This window comes from Streptosporangium longisporum (assembly GCF_039534895.1).
GTDB lineage: Bacteria > Actinomycetota > Actinomycetes > Streptosporangiales > Streptosporangiaceae > Streptosporangium > Streptosporangium longisporum.
Window position 1 is genome coordinate 65,490 of sequence record NZ_BAAAWD010000001.1, and the last position, 15,735, is coordinate 81,224.

Annotated in this window: 11 protein-coding genes; 3 read left to right on the plus strand and 8 right to left on the minus strand. The window is 71.5% G+C overall.

Translation table 11 applies throughout. The annotated features are described in order from the left end of the window. Positions 1-24: 24 nt before the first annotated feature. The 3 genes from ABD832_RS00320 to ABD832_RS00330 all read right to left on the minus strand — a co-directional run bounded on the left by ABD832_RS00320 (position 25) and on the right by ABD832_RS00330 (position 6,348). Entirely contained in the window at positions 25-2,715 is a 2,691-nt protein-coding gene (locus ABD832_RS00320) for a ricin-type beta-trefoil lectin domain protein (protein WP_344886695.1), read from the minus strand. 1,024 nt (positions 2,716-3,739) lie between these two features. Then, positions 3,740-5,164 carry a type I glutamate--ammonia ligase gene (gene glnA / locus ABD832_RS00325; protein WP_344886697.1) on the minus strand — a complete coding sequence of 475 codons (1,425 nt, stop codon included), beginning with the start codon at positions 5,162-5,164 and terminating at the stop codon, positions 3,740-3,742. A gap of 161 nt (positions 5,165-5,325) precedes the next feature. Continuing rightward, the gene (locus ABD832_RS00330; protein WP_344886699.1) at positions 5,326-6,348 is read right to left on the minus strand and encodes a hypothetical protein; all 1,023 of its coding nucleotides are present in this window, start codon (positions 6,346-6,348) and stop codon (positions 5,326-5,328) included. A 118-nt stretch (positions 6,349-6,466) separates the two neighbouring features. Between ABD832_RS00330 and ABD832_RS00335 the strand changes: the two genes are divergently transcribed. The 3 genes from ABD832_RS00335 (at position 6,467) to ABD832_RS00345 (ending at position 9,459) form a co-directional block, all read left to right on the plus strand. Beyond that, the gene (locus ABD832_RS00335) at positions 6,467-6,928 is read left to right on the plus strand and encodes an RDD family protein (protein ID WP_344886701.1); all 462 of its coding nucleotides are present in this window, start codon (positions 6,467-6,469) and stop codon (positions 6,926-6,928) included. Positions 6,929-7,116: 188 nt separating this feature from the next. Then, positions 7,117-8,163 (plus strand): RNA polymerase subunit sigma-70, encoded by a 1,047-nt coding sequence (locus ABD832_RS00340; protein WP_344886703.1) that lies wholly within the window; start codon positions 7,117-7,119, stop codon positions 8,161-8,163. A 159-nt stretch (positions 8,164-8,322) separates the two neighbouring features. Next, complete coding sequence (locus ABD832_RS00345; RefSeq protein WP_344886705.1) at positions 8,323-9,459, plus strand: serine hydrolase domain-containing protein; 1,137 nt, start codon at positions 8,323-8,325, stop codon at positions 9,457-9,459. On the opposite strand, the gene ABD832_RS00350 is transcribed toward ABD832_RS00345, so the two are convergent. The 5 genes from ABD832_RS00350 to lipB all read right to left on the minus strand — a co-directional run bounded on the left by ABD832_RS00350 (position 9,456) and on the right by lipB (position 15,714). Continuing rightward, the gene (locus ABD832_RS00350) at positions 9,456-10,262 is read right to left on the minus strand and encodes a class I SAM-dependent methyltransferase (RefSeq protein ID WP_344886707.1); all 807 of its coding nucleotides are present in this window, start codon (positions 10,260-10,262) and stop codon (positions 9,456-9,458) included. The genes ABD832_RS00345 and ABD832_RS00350 overlap by 4 nt on opposite strands. Beyond that, a complete protein-coding gene (locus ABD832_RS00355) occupies positions 10,262-10,939 on the minus strand; it encodes a DUF4191 domain-containing protein (protein ID WP_344886709.1) in 678 nt (225 codons plus the stop codon). The genes ABD832_RS00350 and ABD832_RS00355 overlap by 1 nt, the downstream gene beginning before the upstream one ends. A gap of 283 nt (positions 10,940-11,222) precedes the next feature. Next, positions 11,223-13,721: a beta-glucosidase H gene (locus ABD832_RS00360; protein ID WP_344886711.1), complete on the minus strand. Its 2,499-nt coding sequence runs from the start codon at positions 13,719-13,721 to the stop codon at positions 11,223-11,225. Positions 13,722-13,826: 105 nt separating this feature from the next. Further along, positions 13,827-14,756 carry a lipoyl synthase gene (gene lipA / locus ABD832_RS00365; RefSeq protein ID WP_344886713.1) on the minus strand — a complete coding sequence of 310 codons (930 nt, stop codon included), beginning with the start codon at positions 14,754-14,756 and terminating at the stop codon, positions 13,827-13,829. A gap of 280 nt (positions 14,757-15,036) precedes the next feature. Next, positions 15,037-15,714: a lipoyl(octanoyl) transferase LipB gene (gene lipB, locus ABD832_RS00370; protein ID WP_344886715.1), complete on the minus strand. Its 678-nt coding sequence runs from the start codon at positions 15,712-15,714 to the stop codon at positions 15,037-15,039. Positions 15,715-15,735: the final 21 nt, after the last annotated feature.

Genomic DNA, 15,735 nt, shown 5'->3' on the forward strand with positions numbered 1-15,735 from the left:
CGTCCGCGGCCCGATGACCTCACGTCAGTTGCGCAGGCTCCACTGCTGGTTGGCGCCGCCGTTGCACGCCCACAGAATGGCCTTCGTGCCGTTGGCGGTGCCGCCGCCGAAGGCGTCCAGGCACAGCCCGGACTGCACGCCGGTGACGGTGCCGTTGGCGTTGAGGTTCCACTGCTGGTTGGTCTGCCCGTTGCAGTCCCAGATCACCACCTGGGTGCCGTTCACGGTGCCCTGGCCGGAGGCGTCCAGGCACTTGTTGCCGAACACCTGCAGTTGCTTGCCCGTGGTGTACGTCCACCGCTGGTTGGTGCCGCCGTTGCAGTCCCACAGCTGCGCCTGGGCACCGTTGGCCGACGTGCCGTTGACGTCCAGGCATCGGCCCGACTGGCCACCCACGATCATGACGTTCTGCCGGCCGCCCCCGCCGTTGCCCTGCCTGACGAGCGACTTCGACTCGGCCGACCGGTTCCCCTGCGCGTCCACGACGAAGAGGCGGTACTCACCGGCCGACGTCGGGACGGCGATGGAGGTCGCGGTTCCGCCGGCCCTGGTCATCGTGGCGCCGGCGGTGAAGGAGGTCGTCCCCGAGGGGGCCAGCCAGACCGTCCTGCTCGCGTCGCCGGCGCTGCGGATGGGGATCGACGTCGCGCCTGCGCCGACGAACGTGCTGGCGGGCAGGACGTGGTCCGGCAGGGAGAGGTTGCCCTGGGGAACGATGTTCCTGTACGCGTCCTCCAGCCCGGAGTTCACGGCGATGCCGTAGGCCTGCGACGGCCACACGTAGTCGGACGACACGAGGATGTCGTGGATCGTGCTGTTCGGCAGGTTCTTGTTGGAGACCTTGTTGATGGGCCCGTACGTCTGCGTGATGCTCAGGTCGTGCTTGCGTCCGAAGTCGTCGGAGTTGACGAGCCACGTGATGTTCTTGTCCACGCTCAGGACGTTGTCGCGGAAGATCATGTTCCCCGAGCCCTCGTCCGGGTGGAGCCCGTACTTGTGGCCGGACGGGACGCCCTGCATGTAGTTGTCGGTGATCGTGGTCCCCGGCTGGTTGCCCAGCGTGTAGACCGGAGCCGTGTCGCTCAGGCGCTGCACCGTGTCGATGAAGTGGTTGTGGCTGATGGTGTTGTTCTTCGCCGTGGTGGTCGGCCGGTTCGGCACGATCGAGCCTGACGACCCGTCGAAGTTCCACCAGCCCCAGCCGAGCGTCACACCGGACCACGGGGTCTTCTCGATGCGGTTGCGCTGGATGGACAGGCCGTCGGCGAAGTACGCCGAGATGGGGCTGTGCCCGTTGAACAGCACGGCGCTGTCGTAGAGGTAGTTGTTCTTGATCGTGATGTTCTTGGGTGCTCCCTCGACCTGAGCGGGGTACTTCTCGCGGTTCGTCGCGGTGTGGTCCCCGATGTAGACGTGCTGGGGATGGCCCACGGCGATGGCGGATCCGGCGATGTCGTTCGTGTGGTTCCCGATCAGCTGCGTGTTCACCACGTCGTTGACCATGGTGATTCCGTCGACGCCGGTGTGCTGTACCCGGTTCCTCTGCAGGACGAGCCCGTCGGCGTTCTCGATCTGGATGATGCCGGGCGCCATGTCGACGTTGCGGTAGTGGTAGACGTGGAAGTTCTGCCTGGCGTACGCGAGCGCGCCGAGGTTGCCCTGCTGGGCCTGCTTGAGCACCGAGCCGGCCACGTTGAACAGGTTCCAGTCGGAGTGCTGGACCGTGAGGCCGGAGAACGTGATGTTCCGGGCACGGTTGCTCGTGGAGGTGCCGGCGACCCTGATGACGGTGGACACGTTGTTCGGTGCGAAGACCGTCGCGGCCGTCATGTCCTCGGAGCCCGACTTGTAGTAGTACACCGTACGGCTCGTCTTGTCGAAGAAGAACTCGCCCGGCGTGTCCAGGAACTCGTAGGCGTTCATGACCTTGTGGCTTCCGCCGGTCTGGGCGTTCCCGTTGAAGGCGCCCTGGGCGATGGCCGCTCCCGGCTGCTGGAACTGGGCTATGCGGTTCGCGCCGTCGGAGGTGACCTGGCGGACCCCGACGATGGCCGTGGTCCAGGTCGTCCCCGTCTCTATCTCGATGTCGTCGTGGTTGCCGGCGATGGCGGGGAAGTCGTTCAGGCCGTACTTCGCCGCCGCGCACTGCGAACCCGACTCCCACGCCCAGGGCGCCTGCCCCGCCGTGACGGTGTAGGTCCCGGAGCACCCCGCCGAGGTCATCGTCTTCGAGGCCATGTACGCGCGCCTGTCGTTGACGTAGAGCGCGCGGAGCTTGTTGGCGCGGTTCAGCGGGGCCTTCCAGATGTTGCCGCTGTGCTGCGTCCACCCGGTCACCTGAACGCCCCCGCTGAGGATCGGCGTCTCGTTCTGGTACGCGGAGTAGACGACCCGGTGCCCGTTCGTGCCGGAGTCGGCCGGAGTGAAGTCGATCGTGCCGCCGACCGGGTAGGTGCCCCCGCGGAGATACACCTGGATGTCGTCCGTCATGGTGGCGTTCACCGTGCGGACGACGTCCCTGGCGCGCTGCAGGGTCCTGAACGGTGACGTGATCGTCCCAGGGTTGGCGTCGTTGCCGTCGGGGGCGACGTAGTAGGTCGCCTGGGCCGCGGCCGAGGCCGGGGTGGCACCCACGAAGGCCGGCGGCAACGCGGCGGCGACGAACACCGCGAGCGCCGCTAACGCCTTCCCGGTGGTGGACGAGGCTGGCTTCACGCTCTGTTCCTTTCGCTGATTCCGGGCGGAGTGTTCACCGTGCGATCCCCTGGCGGGGTCGCCGCCGGTGAGGCCGGATGTCCGTGCTGCGGGACGGGCGGTGCCGGCCGGTCGGGTGTCCGGGCGTTCGCCACGGGCGGCTCATGGGCCCTCGCGGACGGTCCGCGGGCTCTCCGGTTCGCGGACGACGGGCTCACCGGTGCCTGGGGAGCCCCGGTCGTCCGCCCCGGCGCCGCGCCGACGAGGGTCACCGGCGCCGGGACGTGAGAGGTCGCCTCATGGCACGCCCCAGGAGTCCGTGGCAGACGTGGCGTTACTGTTTTGTAACGTATGACGTATGCCGACTGATGTCTGGGGGTAATGTCGCATTAACAGAGATTTTTCGCAACAGTCGATGAACGTGGGAAAGTCCGTCGTCGTCCGCTCCGGAGCCGCGACACCGGGTGATCTTCCGCGACACGGCGGGCCTCCCGATCGGTGCGACGGTGCCTCGCCGGTCACCCGTACGGTGCCTCCTGGCGGCTCGCGGGCCCGATCCGCCAGCTCAGGGACCGGTGCCCGCGTCGCCGCGCCGGTCGCCGGCGGCCCGGCGCGCTCCTGCGCGCGGTGCCCGCGGCGCACCGGACTCCCGCCGGGTCACCCCGTGCTCCTGACGGGTCGCCAGAGGGGACCGTTCACATCGGGCGGTGGTGGATCACACGTGCCGATGTAACTTTCATCGGTAAAGCCGTAACGTTCGCCGGTTCGCTCGTCCGGAGCACCCGATCGGATCGGCGGGTGCCCGTCTGATCCTCACCCTGCCAGAGCGCGAGGCGACGAACCGGAACCCGTTTGGCTCGCTCGTCCGGAGACCGGTCCTCGGAGCCGGGGGAGTCGTGCCGGCCCGCGGCAGGCATGCGAAAGGCCGCCGGACGTGCCCTCGCCAGAGGGACGGCCGACGGCCTTTTCGCGGGATGCCCGAGTGCCCTGGATGTGCCCCGACGGGTCGGCCGTCAGTGTCCTCCCAGGTCAGAGGCTCGGTGGCTCAGACGTCGTAGTACAGCTCGAACTCGTGCGGGTGCGGGCGCAGGCGGATCGGGTCGATCTCGTTCTCGCGCTTGTAGGCGATCCAGGTCTCGATCAGGTCCGGCGTGAACACGCCGCCCTCCAGCAGGTACTCGTGGTCGGCCTCCAGCGCCACCAGCACCTCCTGCAGTGAGCCCGGGACCTGCGGGATGTTGCGGGCCTCCTCCGGGGGAAGCTCGTAGAGGTCCTTGTCGACCGGCTCGACCGGCTCGATCTTGTTGCGGATGCCGTCGATGCCGGCCATCAGCTGGGCGGCGAAGGCGAAGTACGGGTTGCACGACGGGTCCGGGACACGGAACTCGATGCGCTTGGCCTTCGGGTTGGAGCCCGTGATCGGGATGCGGATGCACGCCGAGCGGTTGCGCTGGGAGTAGACCAGGTTGACCGGGGCCTCGTAGCCGGGCACCAGGCGGTGGTAGGAGTTGACCGTCGGGTTGGTGAACGCCAGCAGCGACGGGGCGTGCTTGAGCAGGCCGCCGATGTAGTAGCGGGCGGTGTCCGACAGGCCCGCGTAGCCGACCTCGTCGTAGAAGATCGGCTCGCCGTCCTTCCAGAGCGACTGGTGGCAGTGCATGCCCGAGCCGTTGTCCCCGAAGATCGGCTTGGGCATGAAGGTGACCGTGTGGCCGTGCTGCAGGGCCGTGCTCTTGACGATGTACTTGTACAGCATCAGGGTGTCGGCGGACTTGAGCAGCGTGTCGAACCGGAAGTCGATCTCCGCCTGACCGGCCGTGCCCACCTCGTGGTGCTGCATCTCGACGTCGATGCCGGCGTCGATGAGCTTGCGGACCATCTCCGAGCGCAGGTCGGTGAAGTGGTCCATCGGCGGCACCGGGAAGTAGCCGCCCTTGAAGCGCGGCTTGTAGCCGAGGTTGCCGCCGTCCTGGGCCTTGCCGCTGTTCCAGGCGCCCTCGATCGAGTCGATGTGGTAGTAGCTCGAGTGGGCGTTGGTCTCGAAGCGCACGTCGTCGAAGATGTAGAACTCGGCCTCGGGGCCGAAGTAGACCGTGTCGGCGATGCCGGTGCCCTTGAGGTACTCCTCGGCCTTGCGGGCGACGTTGCGCGGGTCGCGGCTGTAGGCCTCGCCGGTCAGCGGGTCGTGCACGAAGAAGTTGATGTTCAGCGTCTTGTGCTGGCGGAACGGGTCGAGCACGGCCGTGGAGGGGTCGGGCAGCAGCAACATGTCCGACTCGTGGATGGCCTGGAAGCCGCGGATCGACGATCCGTCGAACATCAGGCCGTCGGTGAAGACACCGGCCCCGAAGTTCTCCGAGGGGAACGTGAAGTGATGCGTCGTTCCCGGCAGGTCGGTGAACCTGACGTCAACGAACTGGACCCCCTCGTCCTTGATGAAGTTCAGGACGTCGTCGGCGGAGTTGAACACGCTAACCTCCCATGGGGCACGGGCCATCAGACCGAAACTATGCCTGGGCCGTTACCGTGCCGTGTCTCGTTTGTTTCACCCGTGTTAAGCGAAAGTCCCCTCCACGCTAGTCCCCAGGTCCGGCTTGGGCAGATATGGCGAGTCTTTCCTTTACGTGAGTTTCACGTCTCGTACCGGAGCGTCGCGCACTCCTCGGAGGACTCCTCCTCCAGGGAGTAGGGGTCCACCGGCGCGGCGGTGCCGTTCGTCTTCGTGTCGGGCGCCGAGTCCGGGTAGAAGGGGTGGACGAACCCGTCGTCGACATCGCACCGCGCCGGCGCGACGCCTCCGCCGTTCCATTCGTTCACCCAGAAGCGCAGCCTGCCGCCCTCCCGCCAGGCGTCCAGCGTGCCGATGCTGTGCGTGACGAGCCTCGTCAGGGTCTCCGGCCGGTCCGGCCGCCGGATCGCGTACACGAACAGGTAGTTGACCTTGACCCGGACGCCCCTGAGGCCGTCCTCCCGGAAGACCGAGAGGCTGCTCCTGCCGTGGACCTTGAAGGTGTCGCCGACGAGCTCGGCGCTCCCGGGGGCCAGGCTGGTGACCCACTCCCGGCTGTGGTAGCCGTTCTTGGGGTCGGGGCGCTTGAGACCCTTGACGAACGGCCCGCGCTGCTCGGGGTCCAGCAGGCGGATTAACTTCTCCGGCCTGCCGCCCAGCAGCACCTCGCGGTCCAGGTGGGAGGCCGCCAGGAGGTTCTTCGCGCGCCGCAGGACGGTCGCCACCTCCTTGGGGCTCAACCCGCCCATCCCCTTCGCCGGCGGCATGACCAGGCCTTTCACCCCGTCGGCGTACGCGGCGGCGGGCGAGCCCGCGAAGGGGGCGTCCGTCCCGGCGAGATCCGTCCCGAAGGAACCGTCCGTCCTGCCCGTCCCGCCGTCCGGGCGGCCGGAACCGGTGAAGCCCCCGAAGACGCCGGCGCGGAACCGGTCGACGACGTCCGGGCGATAGGTGACGAACACCCCGGCGGCCACGACCAGGGCGGTCACGGCGGCCACCGCGATCCAGCGCCGCCGGGAGCGCCGGGAGCGGGGCGGACGCGTCCTCTCCCGCGCGGCGCTCCTGCTCATCCGCCTGCGCTCCCGATCGGTGATCTGGGCCGTGAGCGCGGTGAAACGCTCGTCGATGTCGTCGGTCTCGGACACGGGTCTCTCCGGGGGGATGCGCGCGATGGGAGACCAATGATCTACGACCCGGGCCGGTGCGCGACAGGCGGTCCGGGCGGATACGGGGGCGACGGGCCGGGCGGCTACCGTTGGAGGCATGAGCAGTAGGCAGCCGCGGTGGACCCAGACCTGGCTCGGCGGCGTCAGATCGGCCGGGATCGACCTCGGACACCCGGGGGAGCGGCTCGGGCTGCCCGCCGAGGGCAGCGGTTCGGTGTCCGGGTTCGGCCGCAGGATCGCCGCCCTGCTGATCGACTGGCTGATCTGCACCTGGGCCATCACCCAGGGGCTCCTGGGGATCGACCCCACCCGGCAGGGCTGGGTGCCGGTCACGATCCTCGCGGTCGAGTACCTCCTGCTGGTCGGCACCATGGGCATGACCTTCGGGATGCGCCTGCTCGGGATCAGGGTGGCGGCGCTCGGCGGCGGGCAGCCGGGATTCGTCGCGGTCCTGGTACGGACCCTCCTGCTCTGCCTGGCCGTACCCGCCCTGATCTGGGACCGCGACCAGCGGGGCCTGCACGACCGCGCGGCGAACACCGTGGTCGTACGCCTCTGACCGGGCCCCGTGCCCGTCCCCGCTGCCGCCGGTTCCCCGTCCCGTCCGGACGCCGTCAGCACCGGCTCCCCGCCCGCTCCGCGTCCTGCCACGGCATCATCGGCCGGCACCGATTCCTTTTCCGCCCCGCGGCCGTCACATCGCCGGCGGCCGCGCCGCGCGGCACGACGAACGGGAGGAACGGCCTGATGATCGAGGACGAGACGGCGCCGGAACGGACGGAGGACGCCACGATCCTGGCCGACGCGCTGGCGGGCGACGAGACGGCGTTCGGCACGCTCGCCGAGAGGTACCGGCGCGAGCTGCGGGTGCACTGCTACCGCATGCTCGGCTCGTTCGAGGAGTCCGAGGACCTGGTGCAGGAGACGTTCCTGCGCGCCTGGCGGCGACGGGAGACCTTCGAGGGACGCTCGACGTTCCGGGCGTGGCTGTACCGGATCGCGACCAACGCCTGCCTGGACCTCCTCGACCGTCACCCGCGCCGCCCGCGTCCGCGCGAGGCGCCGGTGCTGGCCACTCCCGGGGTGCCCTCACCGTCGGCGACCGAGGTCTTCTGGCTCCGCCCCTACCCGGACCGGCTGCTGGAGCCCGCCGCCTCACCCGACGACGAACCGGACGCCGAGGTGGTCGCCAAGGAGACGATCGAGCTGGCGTTCCTGGTCGCCATCCAGCACCTGCCGGCCCGGCAGCGGGCGGTGCTGATCCTGCGCGACGTGCTTGGCTGGTCGGCGCCGGAGACCGCAGGGCTGCTGGAGGTCAGCGTCGTGGCGGTGAAGAGTGCCCTGCAGCGGGCACGGTCGACGATGCGGGAGCACCTGCCCCCGCGACGGCTGGACTGGGCACCGTCCACCGACCCGACCGGGGAGGAACGCCAGGCGCTGCAGCGCTACATCGACGCGGTCGAGCAGGCCGACCCCGCCGTCCTGGCCTCGGTGCTGCGGGCCGACGCCTGGCAGACGATGCCCCCGGCGCCCATCTGGATCCTGGGCGGGAACGCGATCGTCGAGGCGTGGCGCGACGCCATGGTGGGCCCCCAGGCGTGGGGCGACTGGCGCGTCCTGCCCACCCGCGCCAACCGGCAGCCCGCGGCCGCGGCCTACCTGCGGCGGCCGGGCGAGTCCGGGTACCGGGGCTCCTGGCTCGGGGTCCTGCGGGTCGAGGACGGGCTGGTGACCGAGGTCACGACGTTCGGTCCCGAGATCTTCCCCGAGTTCGGCCTGCCCTCGGCCCTGTGACCTGATCCCACGGGGACCCGCGCGCCGATTCCTTGCTCTTCCCCGAGTTCGGCCTGCCCTCGGCCCTGTGACCGGACCTCGCGGGGACCCGCGCGCCGATTCCTTTCCCGGCCGGTGGCCGTCATACCGGTCACCTGCCGTATCGGAAAAGGATCGATCATGAACAGTGATGTGCAGAAGCTCGTCCAGGAGGCCGCCGACAGGCTCGTGGAGACCGGTGCCGAGCGGGGCCTGCAGGTGGCCGCCTACCGGCACGGCGAGCAGGTGGTCGACGTCGTCGCGGGCGTCGCCGACCCGGCCACCGGCCGTCCCGTCACCCCCGGCACCCCCTTCTACAGCGCCTCGACGGGCAAGGGCGTCACCGCGACCGTGGTGCACGTGCTCGTGGAGCGGGGCGTTCTCGGCTACGACACGCCGATCGCCGAGCTGTGGCCGGAGTTCGGCGCCCACGGCAAGGAACGCGCCACGGTACGGCACGCCCTGACCCACTCGGCGGGCGTGCCCGGCGTGCCGGTCGCCACCACACCGGACGATCTCTGCGATTGGGAGGGGATGTGCGCGTCGATCGCCGCCGCCGTGCCCTGGTGGGAGCCGGGCACCCGCACCGGCTACCACGCCCACTCCTACGGCCACATCCTCGGTGAGGTCGTCCGCCGGGCCACCGGCACGCCGATCTCGCACGTCCTGCGCCAGGAGGTCGCGGGCCCGCTCGGGGTGGCGGACGAGCTGTTCTTCGGCGTGCCCGCGTCCGAGCTCGGCCGTCTGGCCCTGCTGGAGGACCCGCCCGGCGGGACGCACGCCGAGATGCCCGCCGAGATGCTCGCGGTCATCCCGTTCTTCAGGGTCGTGGACGGCTACACGGCGGCGCCGATGGCCGCGATGCCCGACGCCGCGTTCGGCAACCGCGCCGACGTGCTGACCTCCGACATCCCGGCGGGCGGCACCATGTCCGCCCGCGCCGTGGCCCGCATGTACGCGGCCCTGATGACAGAGGTGGACGGCGTCCGGCTGGTCTCGGCCGAGCGGCTGCGGGAGATCACCGCCGTGGCGGTCGCCGGCACGGACGAGATCATCGGCCGCCCGGTCCGCAGGGGTCTCGGGTACGCCCTGGGCGCCACCGAGCGGCTCGACGCCCCGACCCTGTTCGGCATGGCGGGCAGCGGCGGATCGGCCGCCTACGCCGACACGGCCACCGGGACCGCCGTCGCGGTGACCAAGAACCTGGTCCGCAACGGGGACTTCGGCACCTTCGACACCCTGGCCGGGATCGTCCTGGAGGCCGCGCGGGACCGCTAGGAACCGGGTGCCCGCTCGCAGGTGAAGATCGCCGTTCCCGGCAGGTGGCGCCCGCGCAGCGGGCTCCAGCCGCCCCACTCGCGGTCGTGGCCCGGCGGCCACTCCGGCTCGGTCAGGCCGCGCAGGGTCAGGCCCGCACCGGTGATCAGGGCGATCCAGTCGCCCATCGTGCGGTGGTGCTCGACATAGGACGGCCGCCCGTCCTGGTCGGTCTCCACGTACGGGGAGCGGTCGAAGTAGGAGCGGTCGCTGGTGAGCCCGGCCGGGCCGGGGTCGTCGGGGAAGGCCCAGCGGATCGGGTGGCTGACCGAGAAGACCAGCCGCCCTCCGGGTCGCAGCACCCGGCGGACCTCGGCCAGGACGGTCCCCGCGGCGGCCACGAACGGCAGCGCGCCGTACGCCGAGCAGGCCAGGTCGAAGGCCTCGTCCGCGAACGGCAGGGCCTCGGCGTCGGCCTGGAGCACCGGAAGGGCGGAACCGGAGTCCAGGTCGATCCGCCGGGAGTGCTGGAGCTGGCGGAAGGACAGGTCGAAGGCGGCCACCCGGGCGCCCCGGCCGGCCAGCCAGCGCCCGCACTGCCCGGCGCCGCAGCCGATCTCCAGCACGTCACGGCCCGCCACGTCGCCCAGCAGGCGCGCGTCGGCCTCGTCCAGCCCTTCGGGGCACCAGACGAAGCCCGCGTCGCGCAGGAACTCCCCGTGCTCGGCCTGGTACTCGTCGGCGGCGCCGTCCCACCAGCCGCGGTTGGCGCGGGAGGTGGCCGCGGCGTCCACCCCCTGGCGGCCCACCCCGGCGAGGGACATCAGCGCATCTTCGGGCGGGGCATCCTCGCACCGCGCGGCAGCGGGCCCTTGGGCATCGGCATCGTCTGCGGAAGCGCCTTGAGCCGGTTGTTGATCTCGTACAGGGCGGGCTTCTTGAGGTTGCGGGGCAGCTTCATCAGGTGACGCTGCAGCTTGGCCAGCGGGATCTGGCCCTCACCGTCACCGGACTGCACGTCGTAGACGGGCACGTCCAGCGCGACCCGCTGGACCCGCTTCTTCTCGGCGACCAGGAGCTTCTGCACGCGGTTGCCCGGCCCCTCGGAGACCAGGATGATCCCGGGGTAGCCGACCACGCGGTGCACGACGTCCTGGTCGCGGGTGGCCGCGACGACCGGGGTGACCTCCCAGTTGCCGCGCATGCCCTGCAGGATCGCGGCGGCGGCACCGGGCTGGCCGTGCAGCATCGAGTACTGCGCCCGCTGGGCGAGCTGGCCGAACACCACGAGCCCCACGGTCAGGGCCAGCATGATCCCGATGACGAACAGGTACCACCAGCCCGTGACCAGGCCGATCACCACGAACAGGACGAGCGTGCCCAGCGCGGAGGCATAGACGATCGGCATCCCCTTGGGGTTGGCCTGCTTGATGATCTGCGCGATCATACGGAGCTGCTTGACGCGCCCCGGGCGCTCTGAGTCTTCGGGCTTCTTGGCCATGCTCTGAAGGATACAAATCCAGGGCTCAAGAAATGAAAACGTGACCTGACGATCGTCCCGGCCCGGCCGCCGTCTCCCGGCGCCGCCCGTCCGGTCCCGGCCCCGCCCGGCCCGGTCCCGCCGGCTCCCGCGCCCGTCCCCGCCCTCCCGGTTCCTTTCCGGGCCCGCCCCGGCGTCCCCGGCTCACCGCTCCCGTCTCGCCCCTCCCGCACCGCCGTGCCCGTCCCGCGTTCCCGTGCCGCCTGCCCGTCCCGCCGTGCCCGGCCCGCGTTCCCGTGCCGTCCTACCCGGTCACGGTCACGGTCGCGGACAGGCGCGGGTCGGCGACACCGCGGCCCACCTCGACGGTGTGCTCCCCGGGTACGGTCCGCCAGCCCCGCTCCGTCCAGACCTGGAAGGCGCGCTCGGGCAGGTAGACGGTGGTGATCACGGTCTGCCCGGGGGCCGCGTCGACGGCCGAGAACCCGGCCAGGATCCGTGCGGGCCGCAGCGGGTCCTGCTCGGGCGGCGCGAGGTAGAACTGGACGACCTCGCGTCCGGGACGCCCGCCGGTGTTGGTCACCGCGACCGTCACGGTGGTCCCGGTGACGGCGACGGAGTCGTAGGACCACGTGGTGTAGCCCAGGCCGTGGCCGAACCAGAAGGCCGGGACGCGCCCGGCCCGCTCCCAGGCGCGGTACCCGATGAGCAGGCCCTCCCGGTAGACGACCTCGCCGTCCGTCGGCGTCACGTCCAGGACGGGGACGTCGGACGCGCGCAGCGGCCAGGTGGTGGGCAGCCGCCCGCCGGGCTCGGCGTCGCCGAACAGCACGTCGGCCAGGGCGGCGCCCGCCTCCTGCCCGGGGAACCAGGTCAGCAGGACCGCGGGGACGTGCTCCAGCCAGGGCATCAGGACCGGTGACCCGGCGTTGACCACGACGACCGTGCGGGGGTTGGCCCGCGCGACCCTGGTGATCAGCTCGTCCTGGCGGCCGGGCAGGGCCAGATCGGTGCGGTCGAACCCCTCGCTCTCCACCTCCGGGGTGGTGCAGGCGATCACGATCGCCACGTCGGCGCCGGCGGCCGTCGCGACCGCCTCGGCGATGGTCGCGTCGTCACCGGGGGAGGGGGCGGCGTGACCCAGCGAGAACGAGACGAACGCCATGCCGCCGGACGCCGCCGTGAGGTGCCGTACGCGCAGCTCGACCGGGACGCCCGCGGTGAGCGCGGCGGTCAGGCGATGCTCGGGCGGCGCCAGGAACGCGGTCGCCGGATCACCGCCGGGTGACGTGACGAACCCGTCGAAGACCACCTCACCGTCGATCCTCACGGCGAACGCCCCCGCCCCCACCAGGGAGAACAGGTGCGATCCGGTCATCTCCGGGGTGTACGTGCCGCGGATCTCCACGGCGCCCAGCCGGTCGGCGTCGACGTCCGCGGGCAGCCGGCCGACCCAGCGGGCCTCGGCGTCGGCCAGCGGATGCTCGCCCAGGGACTCGCCCCCGGCGTCCAGGAAGACGGCCCGGCAGGGCACGGCGAGCGGTGCCGGCCGGATCCGCGGGTCGGTGCCCGGCGCGTGGCGGACCTCGACGTCTCCGCGCCCGCGCAGCCCCTCCAGCGGCGAGACGATCCGGTCCGGGTACACCTGGGCGCTGCCACCGCCCATGATCCGCGGCTGTGCGGCGCCCGGCCCGATCAGCGCCACGCTCCGCACGCCCTCCAGCGGCAGCAGGCCGCCCTCGTTGCGCAGCAGCGTGAACGAGCGCGCGGCCACCTCGCGGGCCAGCGCCACCCCGTCGATCGGGACGTCCCCGCCTGCCCGGGGAGCGACCTTCAGTCCCGTTCCGGAACCGGGACCGGGGTCAGGATCGGGACCGGGATCAGGGACGGAGGTGGACGCGGGGCCGGGAGCGGACGCGAGGGCGGCGGGGGAGCCGGGGGAGCCGGGGACGGGGCGCAGCGCCCCGACCCGCAGGGCCAGGCGCAGCACGCGGCGGACCTGGTCGTCGACGACCTCCTCGGCCACCCGGCCGTCGCGGACCGCGGCCTCCAGCTTCGCGCCCCAGGGACCGTACGGGCCCGGCATGGCCACGTCGAGCCCGCCGTCGGCCGTCGCCTCGGTGGAGCGGGCGGCCGTCCAGTCCGACACGACGAGGCCGTCGAAGCCCCACTCGTCCTTGAGCAGGTCGCGCTGGAGCGCCCGGTGCTCGGTCATCGTGGTCCCGTTGACCGCGTTGTAGGCGGACATCAGCGCCCAGGCCCCGGCCCGTACCACCCGCTCGAAGGGGGCCAGGTAGACCTCCCGCAGCGTCCCCTCGGCGACCGTGACGTTCACCGTGAACCGGTCGGTCTCGAAGTCGTTGGCCACGAAGTGCTTGGGCGTGGCGGCCACGCCGCCCTCCTGGACGCCCTCGACGTAGGCGGCGCCGATCTCACCGGTCAGGTACGGGTCCTCGGAGAAGCACTCGAAGTGCCGGCCGCCCAGGGGGCTGCGGTGCAGGTTCAGGGTCGGGGCCAGCAGCACGTGCACGCCCTTGCGCCGGGCCTCCTGGGCGAGCAGCCGCCCGGCCCTGCGGACCAGCTCCACGTCCCAGGTCGCGGCGAGCGCGGTGGGGCTGGGCAGCGCGATCGAGGGGTCACCGGGCGACCACCGCTCACCCCGGACGCCGATCGGGCCGTCGCTCATCACCAGCGGGCCGAGCCCGATCCGCGGGAGCGCGGGAAGCGACCACATGTCGGTCCCGGTCAGCAGGCGCGTCTTGGCGCCCAGATCCAGCGTCCCGATCAGCTCTTCGATGTCCACGCCGACAGTCTCGCCCGGCGGGCCGGGAGGGCGACAGGGCCCGCGGTCACACCTTTACGAAAGCGGGCGGGTGCCCGGCCCCGCTTCCGGGGCCGGGCGACGCGCTCAGGCGTGCTGGCGGGCCTCGACGGCCTGCTTGTACAGACGACCGGCCCGGTAGGAGGAACGCACCAGCGGCCCGGACAGGACACCGGCGAACCCGATGGCCTCGGCCTCGGCCTGCAGCTCCACGAACTCCTGCGGCTTGACCCAGCGGTCCACCGGGTGGTGGCGCGGGGTGGGACGCAGGTACTGGGTCACGGTCAGCAGGTCGCACCCGGCCTCGTGCAGGTCGCGCATGGCCTGGACGACCTCCTCGCGCTCCTCGCCCATGCCGAGGATCAGGTTGGACTTGGTCACCAGACCGGCCTGGCGGGCCTTGGTGATCACACCCAGCGAGCGGTCGTAGCGGAACGCGGGCCGGATGCGCTTGAAGATCCGCGGCACGGTCTCGACGTTGTGCGCGAACACCTCGGGCCTGGCGGAGAAGACCTCCTCCAGCTGGGCCTGGTCGCCGTTGAAGTCCGGGACCAGCAGCTCGACGCCGCAGCCGGGAAGGAGCGCGTGGATCTGCCGCGCGGTCTCGGCGTACAGCCACGCCCCGCCGTCGGGCAGGTCGTCGCGGGCGACACCGGTCACGGTCGCGTAGTTCAGCCCCATCTGCCGCACCGATTCGGCCACCCGGCGGGGCTCGTCGGTGTCGTACTCCTTGGGCTTGCCGGTGTCGATCTGGCAGAAGTCACAGCGCCGGGTGCACTGGTCACCGCCGATGAGGAAGGTGGCCTCGCGGTCCTCCCAGCACTCGGAGATGTTGGGGCAGCCGGCCTCCTGGCAGACCGTGTGCAGTCCCTCGCGTTTGACCAGCGCGCGCAGCTCGGTGTGGTTGGGGCCGGTCCGGAACCGGGTCTTGATCCACTCAGGCTTCTTCTCGATGGGGGTCTCGGCGTTCCTGACCTCCAGGCGGAGGAGTTTCCGGCCTTCGGGGGAGACGGTCATGCGAGCTCCTTCATCGGTCGCGGGACCGAGGTGGTGCACATCGAGGTGCGGTATATGTCGTCACGCTCGCTCACCCCCCCAGCTTATGTCCCGCCGCAGGCTGCGGCGGCCCCGGCCCCGGCGCCGCCTCACGAGGGCCGCCCGCGGGGCTCCGGCCGGGCACGGAGCGGGCTTTCCGGGGGCCGGGCGGCGTGCCCGGCCACCCCGTCGGGCCCCGGTCGGGCCCTGAACCGCTCCCGGGACCGGCCCGGCGCTCCGGGACCGGTCCGGCCGCTGCCGATCAGCGCCGGAACAGGTCCTCCTCGGGCAGTTCGAAGGCCCGCGCGCCCAGCGCCTCGGTCAGGTGCTTCTCGGCGTACGGCAGCACCTCGTCCACCACGATCCGGCGGCCGGTCTCGGCCGAGAGCGAGGAGACCCCGGCGTCGCTGATCCCGCACGGGACGATCCGGTTGTACCAGCTGGGGTCGTTGGAGCAGTTCAGGGCGAACCCGTGCATCGTCACGCCGCCCGCGACCCGGATGCCGATCGCCCCGACCTTCCTGTCGGGCAGGCCGTGCGAGGGGTCACCGGCCACCCAGATGCCGCCCCGCCCCTCCACCCGGCCCGCCTGCACCCCGAAATCGGCGCAGACGTGCACCAGGGTCTCCTCCAGGAGCCTCACGTAGGCGTTCACGTCGAGCCGGCCGCCGAGCCTGACGATCGGGTAGCCGACCAGCTGGCCGGGACCGTGCCAGGTGATCCGGCCGCCCCGGTCGACCTCGACGACCGGGGTGCCGTCGGAGGGCCGCTCGTGCGGCGCGGTACGCCTGCCCGCCGTGTAGACCGGCGCGTGCTCGAGCATCAGGCAGGTGTCGGGAATCTCGTCGGCCACCCGGCGGGCGTGGATGCGCCGCTGGAGATCCCATGCCTGCTCGTAGGGGAAGTCAACGCCAAGACGGACGATTGCCAGGTCACTCACGGCTCAAGAGTAGTTGACCCG

Bases quoted from the DNA above. Each gene is read 5' to 3' on its own strand.
- ABD832_RS00335 (WP_344886701.1), top strand. From the start codon at position 6,467: ATGAGCAGTAGGCAGCCGCGGTGGACCCAGACCTGGCTCGGCGGCGTC.
- ABD832_RS00340 (WP_344886703.1), top strand. From the start codon at position 7,117: ATGATCGAGGACGAGACGGCGCCGGAACGGACGGAGGACGCCACGATC.
- ABD832_RS00345 (WP_344886705.1), top strand. From the start codon at position 8,323: ATGAACAGTGATGTGCAGAAGCTCGTCCAGGAGGCCGCCGACAGGCTC.
- ABD832_RS00350 (WP_344886707.1), bottom strand. From the start codon at position 10,262: ATGTCCCTCGCCGGGGTGGGCCGCCAGGGGGTGGACGCCGCGGCCACC.
- ABD832_RS00355 (WP_344886709.1), bottom strand. From the start codon at position 10,939: ATGGCCAAGAAGCCCGAAGACTCAGAGCGCCCGGGGCGCGTCAAGCAG.
- lipA (WP_344886713.1), bottom strand. From the start codon at position 14,756: ATGACCGTCTCCCCCGAAGGCCGGAAACTCCTCCGCCTGGAGGTCAGG.